Here is a 23,849-nt window from a genome sequence, read left to right as displayed (position 1 = left end):
TTAGACTGTTAAGTGGGGGTAGTTCAAACAGGGAGTGAAGATAGATGCAAGCAATTGAAAATGGTATTTGAGGGATTTCGTGAGCGGTTCGTAGTATTGTTCGAGCGTGTAGCAAAAACTTTTCGATATATTGCTTCAATTACTTCAAAGCGTTGGCAAACAATTAGACCAACTGTTATCTCAATCGGATTTTCAGTTCCTCTAGTTCGAATAGTTATGGTAAGGGGAGAGCAGGGAATCCAGAGAATGGTGAAGACGATATTTGAAGTAATGTTTTATTATGGCTTTTGGTAAAATATTCAAAAACGGGTGGGTTGAAAGTGTTAGGTGGTACTAAAATTGCTAAGGGAATATTTCCAGTTAAATTTTCTCCTGAACCAGCAATTGTATGAGTCTCAACAGAACAGTTATCTTTTTGATGGTCCGGCTACGATTGTTTTTTATAATACTTTTTACCATGTTTATAAAAATAATTAGCCATACGTATTTCATTCTCCTTATCTTTAATTGTCCGTATATGTTATTTGAGAAATAGAAATTGTGCTTGGACAAAATGTGAAAAATTTTACGGATTTAATTTTGTTCCACAAGATCAGTTATACAGGGATACGAGAAAGTATTTTGATAGATAAATTGAATAAAAGCGTTATTTTAGTGGCAAATAAAAAGAGAGCACACATATAAATGCGCTCTTATAAGGTAGGATTCTATGAGTAAGGATCTTCATACAATAACATATGCTTGTCTCATTTAAATGTGAAAAAAATCAACAAAAACGCTAATTGAAAGGAAAGTGATCGGTATGGAAGTTCAATATGATGCACAAGAAAGAGTAAAGTGCCATACCGATTAATATTAGAATCACAAGAAGCCATTTGTATTATCTATATATTCGTGGTGAAACATTAGCCACGGAATAGTGAACAAGTGACCAATTAAAAAGAATAGCCCCGTTGTTAATACAAACGTTGAAAAAGTAACAAGGAAACTTTTTAATTTCATCTAATGTACCTCCTAAAGTCATATTAACAGTATTTCGTATTATTGTTAACATGATAAATCGGATTGTTTGTTTAGCAATAATTTTTGAGAAAATAATCATTTAAAGAGTTTAAAGAATCGGTAAATCACTAAATAAAAATTTCATTTTGTACAAAACAAAACCCTAGTTTCCTAGGGTAATGGGTATAACAGCCCGATTTATTTGAGCCTCTATATTATGAGGTGTAACCGTGATAGTTACTAATGATAAATGTAACTAAAAAAGAGCAGCTAGCAAAAGCTGACTGCTCGGCCCTAGGGAAAGGGAGAAGAAGAGTATGGTACTACAAAATAGGATTATGGCTATTCACCAGCCAGTTTATAGTTTAACCGTGACTTGGAACTTTATTCTGACAAACCAAAAAGAGCATGTTCGAACAGTGCTCTTTAAGGAAAAAAAGTTAATGTTGAAACCGATTAAAGTGGTGTAAAAGGGGACCTTTTCATTATTGAGATATTAATTTTTTGTCTCAAAATAACATATGAGCATTGAATCTAAAAAGTGACAATGAAAAAAGAAAAAGAGCAGCTAGTAAAAGCTAACCGCTCGGCTCCAATGGGGGTGGAGAAAGATTAGGGACTTTAAATGAGTTCTGGCTATCGCCTAACTACAGTATTGACGGAATATTGAGGTTTATTCAGCTAGAAACTTATATTATGTAATTTAACGGGTTAATTATACCGAAACTGGTGGTTCGAAATTAGACAAATTAGACACCTAAAAAAAGGTAATATAAAGAAAAATGTAACATACAATACAATAGCACGGAAAGGTTCTCTAACGTGTTAGTTACTCCTATCTTTTACATGGCACCTGGGCGAAGTGCTTTTTTTGCACCTTTTGAGAAGGACAAGCATATATTGGAGTGTAGGATAAGCTCTCTTAAATCCTATTCAATATTTACCGAAAACTCCTTATCACACATTTGGGCATCTACTGAAGTGGATGCTCTTTTTTATTGAGAAAAGAGACTTTATTCATATTGAAAATGCTCCAATGAATGAGGGTATAACATATATAACAATTACTATTTTAAGCGCTGTCGTGATCGGTACAGTGTCTTATTTGTTGTTAAGGAAAGATAAGGGGTTCGACCAAGATACATGTAATTTAGGCTCATAGACTGCATTTTATCTCTAGTATTAGATTGTAGTGTAACTAAATCTAAAACTTAAAGATTAGATATGAATATTATTACTCTAAAATGCAGCATGTAGACTAGGAAACAAGCAGTTTTTGTTTTTAAGCATAGAATATGATGAATTCTATTGTTAAGAGGAGGGAAGCATATTTATGAGATGTAATTGTCATTTCAATCACTTTCGAGATTGTGGTAGATTTTGGGATGATTTAGTGTTTGGAAGATGTATACGCAGACATAGAGATTTTAATAATTGTCGTTGTAGGCATCATCGCGATCATCATGACGATCATCATCGCGATCATGATCGTCGTAGACGTCACCATGATTGTGATGATAGAGATTGGTAATTTTCTTTGAAAGAGTGCTTTGAATAAAAGCACTCTTTTTCTCTTAATAGAATTTCTAAACTCTTATTGATAGTGTTTATTAAATAGCAAGAATGTAGTTGCAATTCGATTTAAGGGCTAACGAAAAAAACAACACAACGAACAAAAATAGAGACAGTTAACAAAGTGTTGGTATTCAGGGTTTATATGTGATAGTAATGAGTTATTTGAAATGCAGCAGCTCGATGAAAATAAACAGTTCCAACAAATTGCAGGACAACCACAAGCTTTACAAATGTTGCAGCAATATTCGCAAGTGTGTGTGCAGTTCGAACAACAAGCTTAAGTAATGCAAGCACAAGGTGTAGAGCCAATGCAAGCTGGAATGCAATCACCACAATTATCATTAGAAACGCCAAAAGTTCACGACTTCTATGACCATGAAGTGCATATATATATTCATAATGCATTTCGAAAGTCCAGCTTATACGATGAGTTACTACCAGAAGTACAACAGCTAGTCGATGAGCATATGAAAGAGCATATGGATGCATTAAATGATCCAAAGGAAGCTGATAAACAACAGCAGATGGAACAAGAGCAACAAATGCAAGTAGAGCAAAGACAGATGAAGAAATAAGACTTAGAGTTACAACATTGTATGTTAGACATCGAAGAGAAGAAGGTTGAAAAACGAATGCAGAAGGGGAGAAGTAAATGAAGAATACTGTAACACAAGAAGATATTAACGACATTCTAGAAAAGATTCGTTGGACAGTAGAAGAGTTTCATGGCAAATGTACAGTAGTAGTTGCTAAGTTGCCGAATGGATTTATTTTAACTGAATCCAGCACATGTGTAGCCCCTGCTAATTACGATGTGAATATTGGAATTCAATGTTGCAAGAACCGCATTATTAATAAAATTTGGGAGTTAGAAGAATATAGGTTGCAATGTGAATTAGCTAAGCAAGTCGCTATAGAATAGCGGCTTTTTTACACTTTTTGAGAAGGACAAGCATATATTGTAGTGTAGGAGAAGCTCTCTTAGGTCCTATTCAATACTCATTGAAAGCTCCTTATCACACATTTTGGCATCTACTGAGGTGGATGCTCTTTTTTGATTGGACAAATTATATATCTAAAAATAGTAATACCGTACGCTATGAAATAAATACAATTTTCTTTGCTGTATTAAAGAATAATAATGGTATCGTACCTGCTCTACCTTATCAAGCAGATATGTTGGAAAAAGATTGGATGATAGTCGAATGAATTACGTGTTCTTACTTTTATTTTCGATATTAGGTAATACAAAATCTAGTTTCTTCTTGGAGTCAATTTTTTATTTTATAAATCGTACACCTTTTGAGCAGGACAAGCATATATTGCAGTATGGAACAAGCTTAAATCGCTTTTTTCATACTCATTGAAAACTCCTTATCACGAAAGAGCACTTTTGAGTGCTCTTTTTAATTTGGAATAGATACATAAGAGAAAAGCTTGGAGCAGTCATTTCATGCACAAAATGAAATGTATCAAAATATAATGGGGAAATGCAGGGAAGTCATTTTTGTTAGTGACAATATAAATATAAAAGTTTAAAAGTACCGAGAGAAACGTTTTCATTCAAAAGAGTATTTATGATAAATAAGATGATTCTAATATAGGTGGATGAATAATATGAATCCAAGAGGTTTAGAACTTACGGGAGCATGGTTTCAAGTAGGGGGAAATACGATAGCGGCTATTGGAATCACACAAATGGTAGAGGAGTGAGATTGACACTGTGGCTACTAGGAAAATTAGCATCGATATGGATGAAAGGGAATATTTTATTCTCTTTTAAGATAGGGCAAGGACTCTAGAGACGATCATGTTCTAGAGTTTTTATTTTTAGTAATTTCAAATATAGATAGATGTTTTATGGTGTAGGTTTTTCTTATTTCCTGTCGAAGATGTAATAAAAGGGAGGGAGTAAAATGACACAGTTTGAAGTAGAAAAAATCACTTATTTAGGAAAGGAAAAAGAAGAAATCGATTTTCGAATAGCTTATGTAAGGATTGATGACTATTTAGACTGGGAAGTCATTATACGTGGAACTACTGATAAAGGTGCAATTTTTGTTGAAATAATGAAGAAAAATGAGCAACCAGAATTTAAATTTATTACTACTGAAGGAGAAGTTCTTCAAGGGAGAACAAAAATAGTAAAATTCATCCCGAAATTAACTGACACAGAAATCGATTTATTTGGCATTGGAAAGTTAAATGGTTATGAAATAAAAAGCGTCCAATAGGATGTACAAAATCTTACTTTTTTAATAAAGCCGTCTCTTATTAAAAAGAGGCGGCTTTATTGTTTGTTACATATCAAATTCAATTGTTTTTTCTTCACCAATTGCTACAGAATCTTTATTTTGAGGTGCTTTAAATACTAATTTTAAGTGATTAATTTTTTCAGATCACCATCTAGAAGGAAGACTACACTGCCTTCTTTTTTGTTTTACCAGTAAATTCGCCACCAACCTGCTAACTTAACAAAGGATGAGCTTCTTTTTGTCACACTATGTTAAGTTACAGATTACTTAGTAAGTGTTCATGAGAAAAAAGAATCTGTTACAGATTCTTTTTTCCTATATATATTGGATTAGGAGAGTATGTTAAACCCTTGAAGGGAGCAAGGATTTAACGGTAATAGTAACCGTGGTATTAATGTAACATAGTTAACTCATATAGTTAATTGATAATATTTGTATTGAATATTGCTAATGTTTAGTATAGATACTTAATACCATAAGTATAGTATTAAATCATTTTAATTTACCATTTGATAAATTGTTAAATAGAACTAGCAAAATAAACACCTATTTTGATCGATTCCTACTATATACATATTGCAGGCGTGTATCTAATCTAGAAGGTATCGCTCTTGGTAATTAAATATGATATGACAAAAGGAGAAGAGGAATAATGGACAAACATATTATTGATATTTCTAAGTGGAACGGTAATGTCGATTGGGATGTGGCGGCACCGCAAATTGAGATTGCTATATGTCGTGTACAATATGGTTCTAGAACAGTTGATGAGCGGTATAACAGCTATGTAACAAATTTAGAAGAACGTGGTATACCGCATGCTGCATATGCTTATGGTTGTTATGTTTCTGTTACAGATGCAGTTGTAGAAGCGAAAGATTTTATGGCAAGAGCAAGTTCTAATGCTAAATTTCTTGTTCTTGATGTTGAAGATGATACGTTAAAAAGTTGTGGCCCTAATAAGTTAGCTGAAGCATCTCAAGCATTTATTGATACTTGTAAAGCTGCAGGTTGGAAAGTGGGATTGTACGTAGGTCATCACATGTATAATAAATATGGTTTAAGTGGAGTGAGAGCGGATTTCCTTTGGATTCCACGCTATGGTGGTAATAAACCAGCATATCCTTGTGATATATGGCAATATACTGAAACAGGAAATATCAACGGGATTGGCAAAGTTGATTTGAATTATTTGATGGGTGATAAGTCACTGTCATGGTTCATAGGCAATATAAGTCAGATGCATAACAATTCAGAACAAACTATGGGTATTGGAATTGCTCTTTCAAAATACCCTGAAGGTTACGGAATTAATTTATATGAGAATCCTGAAGAGCTTATATTTACTGGACGTATTACAAATAAAATTCCTTATCTTATCTTTGAAGGATATTGGGGCGGTGGAGATAAAGATATGATTAGGTTAGGAAGTGAGAAACAGTGGGCGAAATTAGAGCATTTTGATATAGAATGGTTCCATGCATATTCAAAATACCCCGTTGGATATGGAGTTAATTATTATGCAGAACCTGAATGTATAAATTTTAAAGGTGTGATTGATGGTTCAATTTCTTATCGTATTTGGGCAAAACAAGATGGTGCTATCGATATTGGACAGAGCAGTTGGATTAAAGAAGAGCATGTAGTGATTAAGTGATATTGATATATTTAAATTGAAAAATGGTATTACGTTTGACAAACAACGTAATACCATTTTTGGTTTTACATAAAATAATCTTTATACAATGATATAAATTGTTTCCAATTTGCAGTATAAATACCCCCACCTCAAAATTCAGTAACAGCAAAGAAGTTAAAAGGAAATGGAAACTCTATTGATTGAATTCCCGCTTTACAAGTAGGTGTAACAAATACAAAAAAAGGTTCTTTTTATAATATAGACTGTTTAAATTTTGGTGTGACGATAGGAATTTCTAATATAAGTGTCATGATAATAACTTTTGGATTGGGCATTTCGTAATCCTTCGTATATACTTTCCGGTACATCGTAAAAATCATATGTGCCATTTCTAAATTCAATTCGTAAAATCATAGATGATGGATTATAACCTATAGCGACTAAATTTCTAGAAATTACTGGATATAAAGTCATGTTAGTTCATCTCCCTTCTTTTATATATTTAGATGTTGATAAAGGGAATCCTTCTATTTTGTCGAAATGTGATTGTTGAGAAGGAGGGACAGATATGAATGAACAAGAATTTATAGATATTATATTAAAAGAGAAAGATTCACTTGCACACATTTTAAATCAACTTGTTGAGAAAAGAAGAGAAGAAACAGGTTCTTATAACATCACTGTTCAAAATGTAATTCCTGTTAGGGAAAATCATTTTACAGTAATTCTATATAAAATTGTTTCGGATTTCTAAAGGAATGTACTTCTACGTATGCTTTTTACTTATGGTAGGTGTAATACAGAATTGAGAACTGTTTCGTAATGTTTATCCCGCTATTGGTGGACAGTAATACTCTCATCTCAAAATTCAGCGGAAGCAAAGGAGTTAGATGGGAGAAAAATTGCCCGTAAGAGTCCGTTTGGTAAGGGTTAATAATCAGTGGGGGATGAAGAAAACTCCACTGATTAATTTTTCAATTTATGAGTTATAGAAACAAGTGAAGCAATTTGCACATAGGTCATCTCTGAAAAGAAGGATGGAAATAAAATGAGGGGTTACCTTATTTATACATATGAAAATGACTATTTTATTATTTTAACCGAGAAGACCCCCTCCTCTAAACGAAGTGAAGGTGGGCGATGAATCGTTTTTTTCTTTTTAAAGGGAAACCATCTTTTTTGTGGAACGTATGTTCTTTTTGTTGTATAATTGTCTTATCCAACAAAATGAGGTGAGAACAGGTGAAGAAAGCGTATTTTTCGAAACGGATCTATAAAAGAGATGTATCGTATGAAATGGTAAATACCTTGACACAGACAATGGAAACATTTAATCGGGCGAAACGATATGCGTTTCAAACAATCGTCCGAGAAAAACGTTGGAACCGTAAGATGCATGCGGATAGTCTTCATCTCGTTCTCAAGCGGAAATATCAATTAAATGACTACTATGCAAACAGTGCGGTGCAAGAAGCAAAGGCGTTGTTTACAGGTTTAATGGAGTTGCAAAAAATATATGAAAAACAAACACAAGAGAAACTCAAGAAACTCAAGAAAAAGTTGAAACAAGAACGGACAAAACTAACAACTCTTCGTAAAATGAAACAAAGTTGTGTGAAAGGAAAGCTGACATTCCCGAAAAACACCCACTTCGCGAAGCACAACAACCTCATCTCCTTATCCCGTAAAAAAAAACACCTTGATTTGGCTAAATGAATATCAGTTTGAACACCAATACTTAGATGTTCAAATCAAAAGAATTCAGGCAAAAATCGGCCTTCTAACCCACCGGCAATACCGTTTAACGCAAAAACTTTCATCTTATCAAACAAATATTCCAAGCGCAGTACTTGGAAGTAAAAAGCTGTTTCGGTCTCAATTTACAATCGATGAATTTATACATAATCATGACAAATGGAAAGCATTATTTTCCCGTGCTCGAAATAAACAACTCATTCTATCTGGTCGTAAAGATGCTAAATACGGAAATTTTGTGTTTCAGTATGTTATCCAGAATCAGGAATTATGGATGACGACAAGTACAGGAAAACAGGTGATGTTTCCAGCTGTCACATTCCCGGATGGGCAAGAAATCATGGAGGAAGTAATCACAAACCAATTACAGTGTAAGAATTAAGAAAAAACATGGCAAATCAATTGCGTGGTCTGTTGAAGACTATGGGGAGTATTACATTGTGAAATGTTTAGTTGATGTACCGGAAAATCCTCACACAAATTACAGTAAAGCGGATGGTGTGATTGGTGTAGATTGCAATCTAGATCATTTTGCTTGGGCGAATGTAACGAAGGATGGGAATTACAAAGGAAGTGGTTCCCTCCGTTTTTCTATTATAGGGAAATCTACCGGACAAATCACAAAGATAATCGAAGCGGAAGTGATTCGCTTAGTTGACTTAGCAGAGCGGTATAACAAGCCGATTGTAATCGAGAAGTTAGATACCACGCAATCAAGGGCAGGGGATCGATATGGAAATAGGCGAGCGAATCGAATGAGGAGTCTGTTCGCTTATCAGAAGATGACAGACGCAATTCTGGGTCGTGCGGATAAAAGGGGCGTGGCTGTCTTTTAAGTCAATCCAGCTTACACTTCTATCTCAGGGAAGATGAAATATATGCGGAAATTAGGGATCTCAATCCATCAATCGGCCGCCTTTACAATTGGTCGTCGTGGATTAGGATACAAAGAGAAAGTGCCTCAGGTGCTTCAGCCTTATATTCCAAAGAAAGAAGTGCACCACTGGAGCCATTGGCATCAATTAAACAATCGATTGGATATTCGTACGCATCATTTCTATCAGTTATATCATGTAAATCAGCCGGAAGAGGCATTGCAAATCGAGAGATTAGACTTATTTGAAAGTGAAAAGAAAAAACTAGCAAAACTGTTGGCATAATGAAAAAAGAATCCCTGGTCCCAGTCTCTTACACTTGTCACCAGAGCAGATAACAGGTCTAGGAACTGGATGCATGACAAGGTGTTCTTCACCTCGATAGAGGAAGAAAGTAGCTATACCTTTTCTGTTTTCCTCGGAAGACAGAAAGAGGTCGTCTTGCCTAAAGACACTACTGAATTTCTATATCGTTGTATCCTCTTTGTTGAACGAGAGGAAGTGTTTTTGTTTGGGCAGAAGCATATGAATCCTCCACCTCAAGCTCATGTAGAGGTAGGTGGGGGTAGTTCAATTTTAGAGTTGCAAGTCATATGTGCTTTATAGATTCAGGGAATCCTTTCTGGATTCATTTCAATCAAAAGTTTACGGATTGGTATTATATATTTTTTTGTTAGTGATGAGGTAAAGAAGTGAGGAGATTCATCTAATAAAATAGTCGCTTTTTCTATTTGATAATATGAGGATATTTGTTGGGTCTGTCTTGCAAAATACGATGTAGAATTTAAAGGTATATCGTGTTATGTATTGACTGAATAGCACATTGTAAATAGTATATAGATTGTTGAATAATATATCGTATTTATCCTTTTTATTAGCTGTGTTGCTGCGTTTTATTACAAGTTCACACGGAATTCATATTGTTATGATATTTTAATTTCACTACTCTTTGCTGCTAATGATTGTTTAAAAGGGAGTTATGTTTTATAAGATAGTTTCTATACACTTAATCCCGAGTGTAATTGAAGCTAAGAAAGTGTTTGATTTTAATACAATTAAAAGTCTATTATTTATATGGAAAAGTTGAGGGATAAGGTGTCAATACAGAACATTGAAGGAACACGGATCTAAATATGTTTGTTTTGTCTGTATCCTTTTGATACAAGCTTTGACAATGAACTATTTTTGACAAGTGTTTAAGAAATGATCTATATGGAATAAAAGGAGGAATAATAACTCAAATTTCAGGGTTAGAAAAATATGCTTCTTACTATTACAATCACATAGATTAATATGGTTATGTTTTTCAGCAAGAGAGATAGGTAGACAATACAAACAGTGCAATATGATGCTTTTTAAAAAGCGATGCGAAAATATATTCGGGGCCTGTTTTGATTAAACAACATTTCAAAAGTAGAGACTCATTTATTGATGATAAATCAACAAGAGAATTGAAAGGCAGGAGAAAGTAACATGTCAGAAAATTATCGTTCTCGAGAAGAGCGAAGACAAGTACTAAAGAAAAATCAACCAAGTACTAATAAAGAAAAAACGAAAGGGAAAACATCGTTTTTTCGTAAATTTTTAATTGGATGTTTAATACTTGGAATCGTGGCGCTCGTAGGGGGAGTAACTACTTTTTTCATTATGATTAAGGATGCCCCTAAACTTGAAAAATCAAAGCTTGTTAATCCACAATCAGCAAAAATTTATGATAAAGATAAAAACTTGATATATGAATATGGGAAAGAGAAACGAACAAATATTACGTATGATCAAGTACCGAAATTAGTAGAAGAGGCATTTTTAGCTACAGAAGATGCGCGTTTTTATGATCATAGTGGAGTTGATTTTAAGGGTACTTCACGTGCAGTTTTAGTCAGCCTCACTGGGAACTATGGCTCGCAAGGTGGTAGTACAATTACACAACAGGTTATTAAAAACTATTTCTTATCTATGGATAAAACGCCTAAGCGTAAGGCGCAAGAAATATATTTAGCTTATAAGTTAGAACAACAATATTCGAAACATGAAATATTGGAAATGTATTTAAATAAGATTAACTTAGGAAATCGATCTTATGGTATTGCGACAGCAGCTGAAAACTACTATGGAAAAGAATTAAAAGATTTGACTTTACCAGAAGTTGCGATGCTTGCAGGATTACCAAAGGGACCAAGTATTTATGATCCAACTAAACCACAAAATGTTGAGAGAGCAACAGAGCGTAGAAATGTTGTATTACATTTAATGAATCGCCATGGATATATTTCGAAAAAACAAATGGAAGATGCATCAAAGGTTCCTGTAACTGAAGGACTCCTTCCTCCTAAAGAAATTACAGAAATGCCATATCCAGCATTTATAGACGCTGTTGTGAAAGAAGTAGAGAAAGAATTACCAGATGCGAACGTTGGGTCTGATGGTTTATCTATTTACACCACTTTAGATCCAGAAGCACAGAAATATGCAGATGAGCTTTTAAATAACAATATTATTAATTATCCAAATGATAAATTCCAGGGTGCTTTTACATTTATGGATACAAAAACTGGAGAAATCCGTGCTATAGGTAGCGGACGTGGTGAAAATAAAGCGACATTTAAGGGACATAATATGGCAATTGAACTAGATCGTTCAGCAGGGTCAACAATGAAGCCAATTTTTGATTATGGTCCAGCAATTGAATATTTAAAATGGTCAACGTATCATCAGCTTGATGATTCACCATATAAATATTCGACAGGACAACAGGTTCAAAATGCAGACAGAACGTTCAAAGGTATGATGACGATGCGTGATGCTCTTAAAATGTCTCGTAACATACCGGCAATTAAAACAGCAAAAGAGGTAGGATTAAGTAAAGCACAAAGCTTTGCAGAAAGCTTAGGTATTCCATTTAAAGAAAGTGCGGTTGAGTCAACAGCAATTGGTACGAACGAAGTATCACCAACTGAAATTGCAGGAGCATATGCTACATTTGGTAATGATGGTAAATATACAAAACCACACTTCGTTAAAAAAGTGGTTTATCCTGATGGGAAATCACAAAGTTTTGAACCAAAATCTAAACGCGTTATGGAAGACTATACAGCGTATATGATTACAGATATGTTGCGTTCTGTTGTTAAGTCTGGTACAGGTACAGCAGCGAATGTAAGTTCTTTAGATGTGGCAGGTAAAACAGGAACAACAAACTATTCATCTGAACAATTAGCGAAATATGGTATACCAGCTAGTGCATCACGTGATAGTTGGTTTGCTGGTTATACACCGCAATATACAATGGCAGTTTGGACTGGATATATGAAAGATGGTTCTGAAGATTATATAAGTAGTAAAAATACGAAAATTGCACAACAAATTTTTAAAGAGATGATGAGTGAATTTGGCACAAGCGGAGCAAAATTCAAAATGCCAAGTAGTGTTGTTCAAGAGGGAGATGAATTACGTGTGAAAGGTGCAAAACGAGATTCTTCTCCAAATCCGAGCACGTCAAATTCAAAGTCAAATTCAAACTCAGGCGAACAGAAGAAAAACGATGAGCAACAGAAACAACAAATAGAGGAAGAACAAAAGAAACAACAACAAATAGAAGAGGAGAAAAAGAAACAAGAGCAAGAACAAAAACAAAATGAAGAAAATAAGAACAATGATCAAGATGGCCAAGGGAATACAAATCCGCCAAGTAGTGAAAACGGAAATAACCAAGGTGGAACGACTCCACCAAGTGGTGAAAACGGAAATAACCAAGGTGGAACGACTCCACCAAGTGGCGGAGACGGAAATAACCAAGGTGGAAATGGTGAAGGTCAAGTTAGTACGAATCCACCGAGCACTGGAAATGGTCAAGACGAGACAACCACAAATCAAAATGGTGGTCAATAAATCTAATGTTCTTTAAAATTCATATTGTATAAAATGCGTAATAAAAACCCCTAAGGTACCGTAATTAATCGGTAACTTAGGGGTTTTTACATGCCCTTTAAATATTAAAGGTGCCATAAAAATTTTGAAAATAAATGGATGGAAAATGATAGGAAATTTTTGGTGCAGCATATGAGAAAGTGACTGGATAAGTATGATTATAATAGAGGTCAATAGGATGAGCTCCATGATGCCAAAAAGAAGGTATTGCTTCACCAGGTAATGGATATTGCTGCCAAGTTGCAGGAAGTTCAATCCCGACATCGGAAGTTGTAGTATGAACGGGAACGACATGAACAGAAGGAGACACAGGGGCTGCAACCGTAATTCTTGAAGGGAATAGATACATAAAAGAATCACTCCTAAAGTGCGTTATACCACAGTATATTCTTGCATTTACGGTAAGGGTTCGTATTTTGTTCGATTATTGTTAGATATGGAGAGAATAGCACGATTCAATCTGGTTATTCTTTAGGATTAGTTTCCGAGGCGCCGGGAGATGATATAGCTGTGACTACTGAACAGGATAGTATCTAATTTTTTATCGATTCTGATGATATTTGGTATTTTCAAGACTATGATTTAGTTGAAAGTTATCATGTGGAAATGGATGAAATTGAATTTTATTATGTAAAATAATAACTTTATTAAAAATAAAAATATTTTATATGAAAATTGTATTGAATTAATATCGATATATAAAATGGGTGTAAGCGAGTTGTGTATATATACAACTCGCTTTTTTGTGTGCTGGAAAAATACACTAAATGCACGGAGTAAAATGTTTGTTTTATAAGCTTTAAAGGAAATATTGTTGAAAATTACTATATTTCGGTTCAAAAGAAAGGAAGGGACATTGAGCTTTTTAGTAAAAAACTTAGACGTTATTCTTGAAAAATAGTTTTGTTACAGCAGGAAAAGTATAGGAAACTTATCATTATAAAATAAATTGAAATCTTCTAAAAACTCTGATACATTGAAATAGAAATGTATTTTCACGATATTGTAAAGGCTTACAGTTAAGTGCACGAAGATCTATTAGGATTGGAGGAAATGATAATGAAAGCTGAAGAAAAATTTTCCCCGGGATTAGATGGTGTAGTCGCAGCGGAGACGAAAATCTCGTTTCTTGACACAGTAAAAGGTGAAATTGTTATTCAAGGATATGACTTAATTGAACTATCAAAGACAAAAGAGTATTTAGACATTGTGCACCTTTTACTAGAGGAACATCTACCAAATGAGGATGAAAAGAAGGCGCTTGAAAAGAAATTGAAGGAAGAATATGAAGTGCCAGAAGGTGTGTTCAATGTATTAAAAGCATTGCCAAAGGAAACGCATCCGATGGACGGATTACGTACAGGCGTATCGGCATTAGCTGGTTACGATAATGATATTGAAAATCGTTCGTTAGAAGTGAATAAAGCCCGCGGTTATAAACTGTTAAGCAAAGTGCCAAATATTGTGGCAAACAGTTACCATATTTTAAATAATGAAGAGCCTGTTCAGCCTCTTAAGGAATTATCATATAGTGCGAATTTCTTCTACATGTTAACTGGTAAAAAACCGACTGAGCTTGAAGAAAAAATATTCGATCGCTCCTTAGTTTTATATAGCGAACATGAAATGCCGAACTCTACATTTACAGCGCGCGTGATTGCATCTACGCAATCAGATTTATACGGTGCTTTAACAGGTGCAGTTGCATCTTTAAAAGGAAGCTTACATGGCGGTGCAAATGAAGCGGTTATGTACATGCTGTTAGAAGCAGGGAATGTTGAGAAATTTGAAGAGTTACTGCAAAAGAAATTATATAACAAAGAAAAAATTATGGGATTTGGACATCGGGTCTACATGAAGAAGATAGATCCAAGGGCCCTTATGATGAAAGAAGCTTTAAAACAGTTATGTGATGTAAAAGGTGATTATACACTATATGAAATGTGTGAAGCAGGAGAAAAGATTATGGAGAAGGAAAAAGGCATTTATCCAAACTTAGATTATTATGCAGCTCCAGTATATTGGATGTTAGGTATTCCAATTCAACTATATACACCAATTTTTTTCAGTTCAAGAACGGTGGGCTTATGTGCGCATGTGATTGAGCAACATACAAACAATCGATTGTTCCGTCCGCGTGTAAATTATATCGGCGAGCGACATGTGCTTAGCAAATAAAAACAACTGGGGAGTTGTTAAGGCCGCCCGCCAGGTGGGTGTTTGACCGACACCCATTCTTAATAATAACGAATTTTCGACAGAAAGGGAAGGATAGCGTGATTAAAACAAATGAAATTAAACAAAAAGATGCAATTTTAGAAGAGATTACGGATTATGTATTAAATAAAGAGGTGACGAGTTCAGAAGCGTTCAGTACAGCTCGCTATGTGTTACTTGATACGCTTGGATGTGGAATATTGGCACTTCAATACCCAGAGTGTACGAAATTATTAGGACCAGTCGTACCAGGAACAGTTGTGCCAAATGGTACACGTGTACCAGGAACATCATTTGTACTTGATCCAGTAAAAGGTGCTTTTAATATTGGATGTATGATTCGTTGGTTAGATTATAACGATACATGGCTAGCTGCAGAATGGGGACATCCGTCTGATAACTTAGGTGGAATTTTAGCAGTTGCAGATTATATTAGCCGCGTTCGTATTTCAGAAGGAAAAGAACCATTAAAAGTAAGAGATGTACTTGAAATGATGATTAAAGCACATGAAATTCAAGGCGTACTTGCATTAGAAAATAGTTTAAACCGTGTGGGTCTTGATCATGTGTTATATGTAAAAGTAGCAACAACAGCAGTTGTTACAAAAATGCTTGGTGGCACGCGTGAAGAAATCTTTAACGCATTGTCTCATGCTTGGATTGATAACTCGAGTCTTCGTACATATCGTCATGCTCCAAATACAGGTTCTCGTAAATCTTGGGCAGCTGGAGATGCAACGAGCCGTGGTGTTCATCTTGCTCTTACTGCACTAAAAGGTGAGATGGGTTATCCAACAGCACTATCTGCGCCAGGATGGGGATTCCAAGATGTATTGTTTAATAAACAAGAACTAAAATTAGCAAGACATTTAGATTCTTATGTAATGGAAAATGTGTTGTTTAAAGTATCATATCCAGCAGAATTCCATGCTCAAACAGCGGCGGAATGTGCAGTGAAATTACATCCAGAAGTGAAAGAACGATTAGATGAAATTGACCGCATTACAATTACGACACATGAATCAGCAGTTCGTATTATTGATAAAGAAGGTCCATTAAATAACCCAGCAGACCGCGATCATTGCTTACAATACATTACTGCAATTGGTTTATTAAAAGGTGATATTGTTGCTGATGATTATGAGGATGAAGTTGCATTAGATCCTCGCGTAGATGAATTACGAAATAAGATGGTTGTTGTAGAAAACAAACAGTATAGTTTAGATTACCTTGATCCGAACAAGCGCTCAATCGCCAATGCTGTTCAAGTTCATTTTAAAGATGGCACAGTGACAGAAAACGTAGAGTGTGAATATCCATTAGGTCACCGTTTCCGTAGAGACGAAGCGATTCCAAAAGTTGTTCAAAAGTTCTCTGCAAATATGGCTGTTCATTATTCTAGTAAGCAACAAGAAAAAATTCATGAAGCGTGTCTGAATGAAGAAAAATTAGAAAATATGAATGTAAATGAATTTGTAGATCTTTTCTTAATTTAAGTATAGGGGGAATAAGCATGGCTTGGGTTGTGAATAAACAGTCAACACAAGAGGAGCTTGCTAATCGATTCCGAGTTTTAGTAGAAGCGCCTGAAATTTTACAAATCCCTGGTGCACATGATGCGATGGCTGCTCTTGTTGCAAAAAACACTGGATTTTCAGCTCTTTATTTATCAGGAGCTGCTTACACGGCAAGCAAAGGGTTACCAGACTTAGGAATTGTGACGTCTACTGAAGTAGCTGAACGAGCAAGAGACCTTGTTCGAGCAACGGATTTACCTCTTCTTGTTGATATTGATACAGGGTTTGGTGGAGTACTGAATGTGGCACGTACTGCTGTAGAGATGGTGGAAGCAAATGTAGCTGCCGTTCAAATTGAAGATCAACAATTACCGAAGAAATGTGGACATTTAAATGGGAAAAAGCTTGTTTCCACTGAAGAATTAGTACAAAAGATTAAAGCGATTAAAGAAGTAGCACCAACTCTTGTAGTTGTAGCACGTACGGATGCTCGCGCTGTAGAAGGATTGGATGCAGCAATTGAAAGGGCAATTGCTTATGTAGAAGCAGGGGCAGATGCTGTTTTTCCGGAAGCGCTTCAATCTGAAGAGGAATTCCGTTTATTTAACAGTAAAGTAAATGTTCCATTGCTTGCGAACATGACTGAGTTTGGGAAAACACCATATTACAGTGCAGAAGAATTTGCAAATATGGGATTCCAAATGGTAATTTATCCGGTTACATCACTTCGCGTTGCAGCAAAAGCATATGAGCGTGTATTTACGCTTATTAAAGAAACAGGCTCACAAAAAGAAGGGCTATCTAATATGCAAACGAGAAGTGAATTGTATGAAACGATTTCGTATCATGATTTTGAGGAATTAGATAACGGAATTGCAAAAACAGTTTTATCTGAAGATCAATAAAACAAAGGGAAAAGGCGATGATGATACATCTTTGGCAAAAACAACTGCTTGATGTGGAGAGTCATCGCCTTTTTATATTTCCTAATTGCTTGCAAAAGAGGTGGAAACATATGAACTCTATAGAAGATTACTCTGTAGGAAGATGGCTGAATAAAGATTTTCAGTTTGTGAAAATGAGTAATACGATTGCAGAGGCAATCAATCTACTTATCGCATCAAAAACTGATGAACTGCCTGTACTAGAGGAAAAAAGAATGATAGGTATTGTGAAATTACTAGATTGTGTTCAGTGGATGAAAGAAAACAGTGATGAAAGTACTTCAGTTCATATGATTATAGATGAATCTTTTCACAAGGGAACGAGAACGAACGCAATGGAAGTGGTTCAGCATCTACCATTTTATGTGATAAATGAAAAAAACGGAATGCTAGAAGGAGTTATAGGGAAAAGCGAGCTTTTTGCTTTTCAGAAGTTTATAAAACAGCAATTAGAAGAGGCTGGGCATGTAATTGAATGGTTACGACTCTCTTTTGATACTGCGTATGAAGGCATTGCGATTGTGGATGAAAACGGTGTTATCCAAATGTTTAATGATACGTATAGCCGCTTTGTGGGCGTAACGAAAGAAGAAGCGATTGGACAGCTCGCTGAAAATATAATTGAAAATACAAGACTTCCAGTTGTATTAAAAACAGGAGTACCAGAAAGAAATCAAGTACACCGTCTACAAGGACAAAATTTAGTTGTACACCGGATGCCGATTTGGAAGCAAGGAAGAGTGATAGGTGCTGTAGGGATGCTTATTCATGAAGGAATTTCAGATATTTATAAAATACTAGAGCGATTTGATCAAAAGGATAGGAAAATCAAACCAACGTTTTCTAAACCGAAAAAGAAGCAGATTCGATTTGAAGATATTCTTGGAGAAAGCCAAACAATTTCTGAAACGAAAAAAATGGCCCGAAAAGCAGCTGGGTCGAAAGCATCCGTGTTAATTACTGGGGAAAGTGGTGTCGGTAAAGAGCAATTTGCAAGAGCTATACATGATGCAGGTATAACGAAAAACGGTCCATTTATTAGTGTGAACTGTGCTGCTATCCCTGATAATTTACTAGAATCTGAACTGTTTGGTTATGCAGAAGGTGCTTTTACAGGTGCGAAAAAGAATGGGAAGTCAGGGAAGTTTGAGCTTGCAAATCATGGAACGTTATTTTTAGACGAGATTGGTGATATGTCTCTATTAACGCAAGTGAAAATTTTACGTGTTTTACAAGAAAGGGAGATAGAAAGAATAGGTGGTACACATCCAATTCCTGTTGATTTCCGGCTAATCGCAGCGACAAACAAAGATTTAAAACAAATGGTTAGAGAAGGTACATTTAGAGAAGATTTATATCATCGTCTTCATGTTATTCCGATTCATATTCCACCGCTTCGCTTTCGAAAACAAGATATACCACTCATTGTCGAAGAACATTTACAAAAGTTATGTCAAATGTACGGTGCTGAAGAAAAGACAATTGATAAAGAGGTATTACGCCTTATGTTCCATTACAATTGGCCAGGAAATGTTCGGGAATTAATCAATGTGTTAGAAAGGCTATTTGCACTATCGGATGATGCACATATACGAGCTAAGGACTTACCAGAGGAATTCTATTACAGGGATATGGAACAGAAGAAATTAGTACCCATGATTCAGTCTTTACCAGCAAAACAAGAAGCGATGAAAGTGGTGCGTGAAGAGGAAGAACGAGGATTAATTGAACGCGTTTTAAAAGAAGCAAAAGGAAATAAGTCAAAAGCAGCAGCATTGTTAGGGATTTCTAGGGCGACCCTGTATAACAAATTGTCACGATTTAAAATCTAAACAAATTGTTATAAACAGTGTAAAACTGTCTAGACAGTTTTACGTTTTCTTTTCACTGAGCCCGTGTTCTATCAAGTTTTTAGTTTGGCATAGATTTTGCATATAAATAAAATGAAGACCGAAATGATAGGGGGATACAGATGGAGAAAACAAAATTGCAATGGGATGAATTTTTTTCGCTGAATAAGGATCTTAATACAACTTTTTTTACACCGGAAGATTTTTCAGGTGATGAAGATTTAATCGCAAAAACAACGGAACAATTTGTTAAACAGGAAATTGTTCCTCAAATTGAAAATATCGAGCAGCACAATTATCAAGTTTCTCGCGAGTTGTTTGAAAAGGCTGGAGAACTTGGGTTGTTAAGTATAGAGGTTCCAGAAGAATATGGCGGATTCGAATTAGGGAAGGCAGTTTCTGGACTTGTAGCAGAAAAGATGGGATATGCAGGAGCGTTTAGCGTATCCTTTAATATTCATGCTGGTGTAGGAACATTACCATATATATATTACGGGACAGAAGAGCAGAAAGAAAAATACTTACCTAAAATCGCATCAGGCGAATGGATTGGAGCTTATGCTTTAACAGAACCAAATGCCGGATCAGATGCGTTAAGTGCAAAAACAAGCGCTGTATTAAATGAAGAAGGAACTGCTTGGAAATTAAATGGTGAAAAGCAGTGGATTACAAATGCTCATATGGCTGATGTATATGTTGTTTTTGCGAAGACAAATAAAGGAATGACAGCATTTATTGTCGAAAGAACATGTGAGGGTGTTTCGATTGGCTTAGAAGAAAAGAAAATGGGCATTAAAGGATCTTCAACTGCAACGCTTATTTTAGAGGATGTCGTCATTCCAGCTGAAAATGTATTAGGGGAAGTTGGAAAGGGGCATCACGTAGCTCTTAATATTCTTAATTTTGCTAGATTGAAACTTGCTTTTGGAAATATTGGAACAGCAAAGCAAGCAATTGGTTTATCTGTTCAATACGGAAGAGAACGAAAACAGTTTCAAACAGAATTAGTTGATTTTACGATGATTCAAGAAAAAATCGCAAATATGATTATCGCTACATACGGCGCAGAGAGTGCTGCTTACCGGACAGCCGGCATAATTGATGACGCAATCTATGAGAGTGATGAAAGCATTATGCAGAAAATGTCTCAATTTGCTATGGAGTGCGCGATCAATAAAGTAAATGCTTCAGAAACACTTGGAAATATTGTAGATGAAGCTGTACAAATTCACGGTGGCTATGGTTATATGCAAGAGTATGAAGTAGAAAGGTTATATCGTGACGCTAGAATTAGTCGTATATTTGAAGGAACGAATGAAATTAATCGATTAACAGTAGCGAAAATGTTAATGAAACAAATAAAGCAAATAGAGGATTGTAAAGATGAAGGAAACTTTGAAAATATAGAACGAAATCATCGCTATATTTTATTATCGAAACAATTATTGAAACAATCTTTGAAAACGCTATCTCAAACTCCTGAATTAAAAATAGAACAAGAACAAGAATATTCACGCGTGTTAGCAGACATGTTGAAAGAAGTGTATGTAATGGAATCAGCATTTTTACGTACAAAGAAAGCAGTAAGTAAAAATGGTGAGGAAAAAGAACGTACAAAACAGTTTATAACGGATGTTCTTTGTGAAGAAGGATACCGCAAAGTAGAATCAGCGGCAATTGTTCTTCTGTCTGCAGCAGTACAAGAAGAACAAAATAGAAACACAATTCTAGATGAAATCCGTCAACTGTCAGTACCTCTATATACGAATGTGTTTACGAAAAAGAGAGAAATTGCGAAAGCTATTATCAATCGCGGAAAATATATTGTTTAAATTAGGAGGAGAACAGTATGAAAAAGGTTGGCTTTATTGGTTTAGGTAATATGGGTCTTCCAATGTCTAAAAATTTAGTCAAATCAAATTACACGGTATATGGCGTCGATTTAAATAAAGATGCTGAAGCTTCTTTTGAGAAAGAAGGGGGAATCATCGGCTTATCTATTGCGAATTTGGCAGAAACATGTGATTTGATTTTCACAAGTTTACCATCTCCAAAAGCTGTTGAAGCCGTTTATTTTGGAGAAGAGGGTTTAATTGAGAATAGTCATCCGAATGTTGTGCTAATTGATACAAGCACAGTAGCACCGCAGCTAAATAAAAGGCTTGCAGATGCTGCGAATGATAAAAAAGTAGACTTTTTAGCTGCGCCAGTTAGTGGTGGAGTGATAGGAGCTGAAAATCGAACATTAACCTTTATGGTTGGTGGATCGAAAGAAGTATTTGAAAAAGGTTTATCAGTGATGGAAGTATTAGGCGCAAATGTTTTTCATGTGAGTGAGCAAATCGATAGTGGTACGACTGTAAAACTGATTAATAACTTACTGATTGGTTTTTACACAGCAGGTGTTAGTGAGGCGCTGACATTAGCGAAGAAAAACAATATGGATTTAGATAAAATGTTTGATATTTTAAATGTGAGTTATGGGCAAAGTAGAATTTACGAGCGCAATTATAAAAGCTTTATTGCACCAGAAAACTATGAGCCAGGATTTACTGTAAATCTACTAAAGAAAGACTTAGGATTTGCAGTTGATTTAGCGAAAGAAAGCGAGCTTCACTTGCCAGTAAGTGAAATGCTATTTAACTTGTATGATGAAGCTGGTAAAGCGGGATATGGTGAAAAAGACATGGCTGCTTTATATCAGAAGGTAAGCGAACAATTAATCTCTAGTCATAAATAATAATGAATTCTAGCAAATATAAAAAATAAAAAGGAGCGAATACAATGATTACAACAGAAATTAAACGAGTGAAAAATCATATTAATGGTGAATGGGTGGAATCTACTGGTACGGAAGTTGAAGCTGTTCCGAATCCTGCGACTGGAAAAATTATTGCTTATGTTCCCCTTTCTCCAAAAGAAGACGTAGAGCGTGCAGTTGAAGCTGCAAAAGCTGCTTATGAAACATGGTCCAAAGTGCCAGTTCCGAATCGTTCAAGACAGTTATATAAATATTTGCAACTTTTACAAGAAAATAAAGATGAGCTTGCAAAAATTATTACATTAGAAAACGGAAAAACATTAAAAGATGCAAGTGGTGAAGTACAGCGTGGTATTGAGGCTGTAGAACTTGCGACATCGACACCTAATTTAATGATGGGGCAAGCACTTCCAAATATTGCAGGTGGAATTGATGGTTCGATTTGGCGTTATCCAATCGGAGTTGTTGCTGGGATTACACCATTCAACTTTCCAATGATGATTCCTTTATGGATGTTCCCACTTGCAATTGCTTGCGGTAATACATTCGTATTAAAAACATCTGAAAGAACACCACTTTTAGCTGAGAGACTTGTAGAGTTATTTTATGAAGCAGGTTTCCCTAAAGGGGTTTTAAACTTAGTACAAGGCGGAAAAGATGTTGTAAATAGCATTCTAGAAAATAAAGACATTCAAGCTGTCTCATTTGTTGGATCTGAGCCAGTTGCTCGTTATGTATATGAAACAGGAACAAAATATGGAAAACGCGTACAAGCGCTTGCGGGAGCGAAAAACCATGCGATTGTTATGCCAGATTGCAACCTTGAAAAAACAGTACAAGGTGTTATTGGTTCTGCATTTGCTAGTAGTGGAGAGCGCTGCATGGCATGCTCCGTTGTAGCTGTTGTGGATGAAATTGCTGATGAATTTATTGATGTATTAGTAGCGGAAACACGCAAATTAAAAGTCGGAGATGGTTTCCATGAAGATAATTATGTAGGTCCATTAATTCGTGAATCTCATAAAGAGCGCGTACTAGGCTATATTAATAGCGGTGTAGCAGATGGAGCTACTTTATTAGTAGATGGTCGTAAAATTAATGAAGAGGCCCGCGAAGGGTATTTCGTTGGAGCGACAATTTTCGATGGCGTAAATCAAGATATGAAAATTTGGCAAGATGAAATCTTTGCTCCAGTACTGAGTATTGTGAGAGTAAAAGATTTAGAAGAAGGAATTAAGCTTACAAACCAATCCAAATTTGCAAATGGTGCAGTTATTTATACATCAAGCGGTAAACATGCACAAATATTCCGTGATAACATCGATGCAGGAATGATTGGCGTAAACGTTAACGTTCCAGCACCAATGGCATTCTTCGCATTTGCAGGAAATAAAGCATCTTTCTATGGTGATCTTGGAACAAACGGAACAGATGGCGTTCAATTCTATACACGTAAGAAAGTTGTAACAGAGCGCTGGTTTTAATAGATGAATAGAACATACATGTAACAAGTTACATGTACAAAAAGTACA

Annotated in this window: 22 protein-coding genes and 2 pseudogenes; 20 read left to right on the top strand and 4 right to left on the bottom strand. The window is 35.4% G+C overall.

The window, feature by feature from the left end; all coding sequences use genetic code 11:
* Nucleotides 1-12 precede the first annotated feature (12 nt).
* Nucleotides 13-294 carry a hypothetical protein gene (locus tag Y7E_RS0101935; protein WP_237741330.1) on the top strand — a complete coding sequence of 94 codons (282 nt, stop codon included), beginning with the start codon at nucleotides 13-15 and terminating at the stop codon, nucleotides 292-294.
* A 567-nt stretch (nucleotides 295-861) separates the two neighbouring features.
* Here the strand turns inward: Y7E_RS0101935 and Y7E_RS33100 are convergent.
* Nucleotides 862-1,002, bottom strand: coding sequence for a hypothetical protein (locus tag Y7E_RS33100; protein WP_017149634.1), 141 nt, complete (start codon nucleotides 1,000-1,002; stop codon nucleotides 862-864).
* 1,390 nt (nucleotides 1,003-2,392) lie between these two features.
* Nucleotides 2,393-2,566, bottom strand: coding sequence for a hypothetical protein (locus Y7E_RS34950; RefSeq protein ID WP_154652001.1), 174 nt, complete (start codon nucleotides 2,564-2,566; stop codon nucleotides 2,393-2,395).
* Between the two features lie 295 nt (nucleotides 2,567-2,861).
* Between Y7E_RS34950 and Y7E_RS34105 the strand changes: the two genes are divergently transcribed.
* The 5 genes and pseudogenes from Y7E_RS34105 to Y7E_RS0101885 all read left to right on the top strand — a co-directional run bounded on the left by Y7E_RS34105 (nucleotide 2,862) and on the right by Y7E_RS0101885 (nucleotide 6,489).
* Complete coding sequence (locus Y7E_RS34105; RefSeq protein WP_017149631.1) at nucleotides 2,862-3,152, top strand: hypothetical protein; 291 nt, start codon at nucleotides 2,862-2,864, stop codon at nucleotides 3,150-3,152.
* 77 nt (nucleotides 3,153-3,229) lie between these two features.
* On the top strand, nucleotides 3,230-3,499 hold the full coding sequence (locus Y7E_RS0101905; protein ID WP_017149630.1) for a Gp49 family protein: 270 nt from the start codon (nucleotides 3,230-3,232) through the stop codon (nucleotides 3,497-3,499).
* A 695-nt stretch (nucleotides 3,500-4,194) separates the two neighbouring features.
* Nucleotides 4,195-4,275, top strand: a pseudogene (locus tag Y7E_RS33090) (DUF6944 family repetitive protein); the annotation flags it as partial.
* Between the two features lie 218 nt (nucleotides 4,276-4,493).
* Nucleotides 4,494-4,811, top strand: coding sequence for a hypothetical protein (locus Y7E_RS0101890; protein ID WP_017149627.1), 318 nt, complete (start codon nucleotides 4,494-4,496; stop codon nucleotides 4,809-4,811).
* 673 nt (nucleotides 4,812-5,484) lie between these two features.
* Nucleotides 5,485-6,489: a GH25 family lysozyme gene (locus Y7E_RS0101885; RefSeq protein WP_017149626.1), complete on the top strand. Its 1,005-nt coding sequence runs from the start codon at nucleotides 5,485-5,487 to the stop codon at nucleotides 6,487-6,489.
* 249 nt (nucleotides 6,490-6,738) lie between these two features.
* Here the strand turns inward: Y7E_RS0101885 and Y7E_RS31260 are convergent, their stop codons facing one another.
* Nucleotides 6,739-6,945 carry a KTSC domain-containing protein gene (locus tag Y7E_RS31260; protein ID WP_017149625.1) on the bottom strand — a complete coding sequence of 69 codons (207 nt, stop codon included), beginning with the start codon at nucleotides 6,943-6,945 and terminating at the stop codon, nucleotides 6,739-6,741.
* A 94-nt stretch (nucleotides 6,946-7,039) separates the two neighbouring features.
* Between Y7E_RS31260 and Y7E_RS0101880 the strand changes: the two genes are divergently transcribed.
* The 6 genes from Y7E_RS0101880 (at nucleotide 7,040) to Y7E_RS0101860 (ending at nucleotide 12,989) form a co-directional block, all read left to right on the top strand.
* On the top strand, nucleotides 7,040-7,225 hold the full coding sequence (locus Y7E_RS0101880) for a hypothetical protein (protein ID WP_017149624.1): 186 nt from the start codon (nucleotides 7,040-7,042) through the stop codon (nucleotides 7,223-7,225).
* Nucleotides 7,226-7,713: 488 nt separating this feature from the next.
* Nucleotides 7,714-8,187 carry a hypothetical protein gene (locus tag Y7E_RS34100; protein ID WP_017149623.1) on the top strand — a complete coding sequence of 158 codons (474 nt, stop codon included), beginning with the start codon at nucleotides 7,714-7,716 and terminating at the stop codon, nucleotides 8,185-8,187.
* The gene (locus Y7E_RS34095; protein WP_017149622.1) at nucleotides 8,171-8,608 is read left to right on the top strand and encodes a hypothetical protein; all 438 of its coding nucleotides are present in this window, start codon (nucleotides 8,171-8,173) and stop codon (nucleotides 8,606-8,608) included. The genes Y7E_RS34100 and Y7E_RS34095 overlap by 17 nt, the downstream gene beginning before the upstream one ends.
* Before the next feature lie 58 nt (nucleotides 8,609-8,666).
* A complete protein-coding gene (locus Y7E_RS34090) occupies nucleotides 8,667-9,062 on the top strand; it encodes a hypothetical protein (protein ID WP_017149621.1) in 396 nt (131 codons plus the stop codon).
* 42 nt (nucleotides 9,063-9,104) lie between these two features.
* A complete protein-coding gene (locus tag Y7E_RS28945; protein WP_017149620.1) occupies nucleotides 9,105-9,386 on the top strand; it encodes a hypothetical protein in 282 nt (93 codons plus the stop codon).
* Between the two features lie 1,188 nt (nucleotides 9,387-10,574).
* Complete coding sequence (locus tag Y7E_RS0101860) at nucleotides 10,575-12,989, top strand: transglycosylase domain-containing protein (protein ID WP_017149618.1); 2,415 nt, start codon at nucleotides 10,575-10,577, stop codon at nucleotides 12,987-12,989.
* Nucleotides 12,990-13,086: 97 nt separating this feature from the next.
* On the opposite strand, the gene Y7E_RS0101855 is transcribed toward Y7E_RS0101860, so the two are convergent.
* Nucleotides 13,087-13,377 (bottom strand): hypothetical protein, encoded by a 291-nt coding sequence (locus tag Y7E_RS0101855; RefSeq protein ID WP_017149617.1) that lies wholly within the window; start codon nucleotides 13,375-13,377, stop codon nucleotides 13,087-13,089.
* 80 nt (nucleotides 13,378-13,457) lie between these two features.
* On the opposite strand from Y7E_RS0101855, the pseudogene Y7E_RS34085 reads away from it, so the two are divergent.
* The 8 genes and pseudogenes from Y7E_RS34085 to Y7E_RS0101820 all read left to right on the top strand — a co-directional run.
* Nucleotides 13,458-13,667: pseudogene (locus Y7E_RS34085) on the top strand (HesB/YadR/YfhF family protein); the annotation flags it as partial.
* Nucleotides 13,668-14,087: 420 nt separating this feature from the next.
* Nucleotides 14,088-15,206, top strand: coding sequence for a citrate synthase (gene mmgD, locus Y7E_RS0101850; RefSeq protein ID WP_017149616.1), 1,119 nt, complete (start codon nucleotides 14,088-14,090; stop codon nucleotides 15,204-15,206).
* 98 nt (nucleotides 15,207-15,304) lie between these two features.
* Nucleotides 15,305-16,741, top strand: coding sequence for a 2-methylcitrate dehydratase (prpD, locus tag Y7E_RS0101845; RefSeq protein WP_017149615.1), 1,437 nt, complete (start codon nucleotides 15,305-15,307; stop codon nucleotides 16,739-16,741).
* A 17-nt stretch (nucleotides 16,742-16,758) separates the two neighbouring features.
* A complete protein-coding gene (gene prpB / locus Y7E_RS0101840; protein ID WP_017149614.1) occupies nucleotides 16,759-17,667 on the top strand; it encodes a methylisocitrate lyase in 909 nt (302 codons plus the stop codon).
* Between the two features lie 110 nt (nucleotides 17,668-17,777).
* Nucleotides 17,778-19,538, top strand: coding sequence for a sigma-54-dependent Fis family transcriptional regulator (locus tag Y7E_RS0101835; RefSeq protein WP_017149613.1), 1,761 nt, complete (start codon nucleotides 17,778-17,780; stop codon nucleotides 19,536-19,538).
* A gap of 140 nt (nucleotides 19,539-19,678) precedes the next feature.
* Nucleotides 19,679-21,388 carry an acyl-CoA dehydrogenase family protein gene (locus Y7E_RS0101830; RefSeq protein ID WP_017149612.1) on the top strand — a complete coding sequence of 570 codons (1,710 nt, stop codon included), beginning with the start codon at nucleotides 19,679-19,681 and terminating at the stop codon, nucleotides 21,386-21,388.
* 17 nt (nucleotides 21,389-21,405) lie between these two features.
* Nucleotides 21,406-22,296 carry an NAD(P)-dependent oxidoreductase gene (locus Y7E_RS0101825; protein WP_017149611.1) on the top strand — a complete coding sequence of 297 codons (891 nt, stop codon included), beginning with the start codon at nucleotides 21,406-21,408 and terminating at the stop codon, nucleotides 22,294-22,296.
* A gap of 44 nt (nucleotides 22,297-22,340) precedes the next feature.
* Complete coding sequence (locus tag Y7E_RS0101820; RefSeq protein ID WP_017149610.1) at nucleotides 22,341-23,801, top strand: CoA-acylating methylmalonate-semialdehyde dehydrogenase; 1,461 nt, start codon at nucleotides 22,341-22,343, stop codon at nucleotides 23,799-23,801.
* Nucleotides 23,802-23,849 lie beyond the last annotated feature (48 nt).

It is taken from the genome of Bacillus bingmayongensis (genome assembly GCF_000299035.1).
In the GTDB taxonomy this organism is placed as follows: domain Bacteria; phylum Bacillota; class Bacilli; order Bacillales; family Bacillaceae_G; genus Bacillus_A; species Bacillus_A bingmayongensis.
The sequence above is the reverse complement of the archived record's forward strand: the minus strand, read 5'-3'. Positions and strand labels throughout refer to the sequence as shown.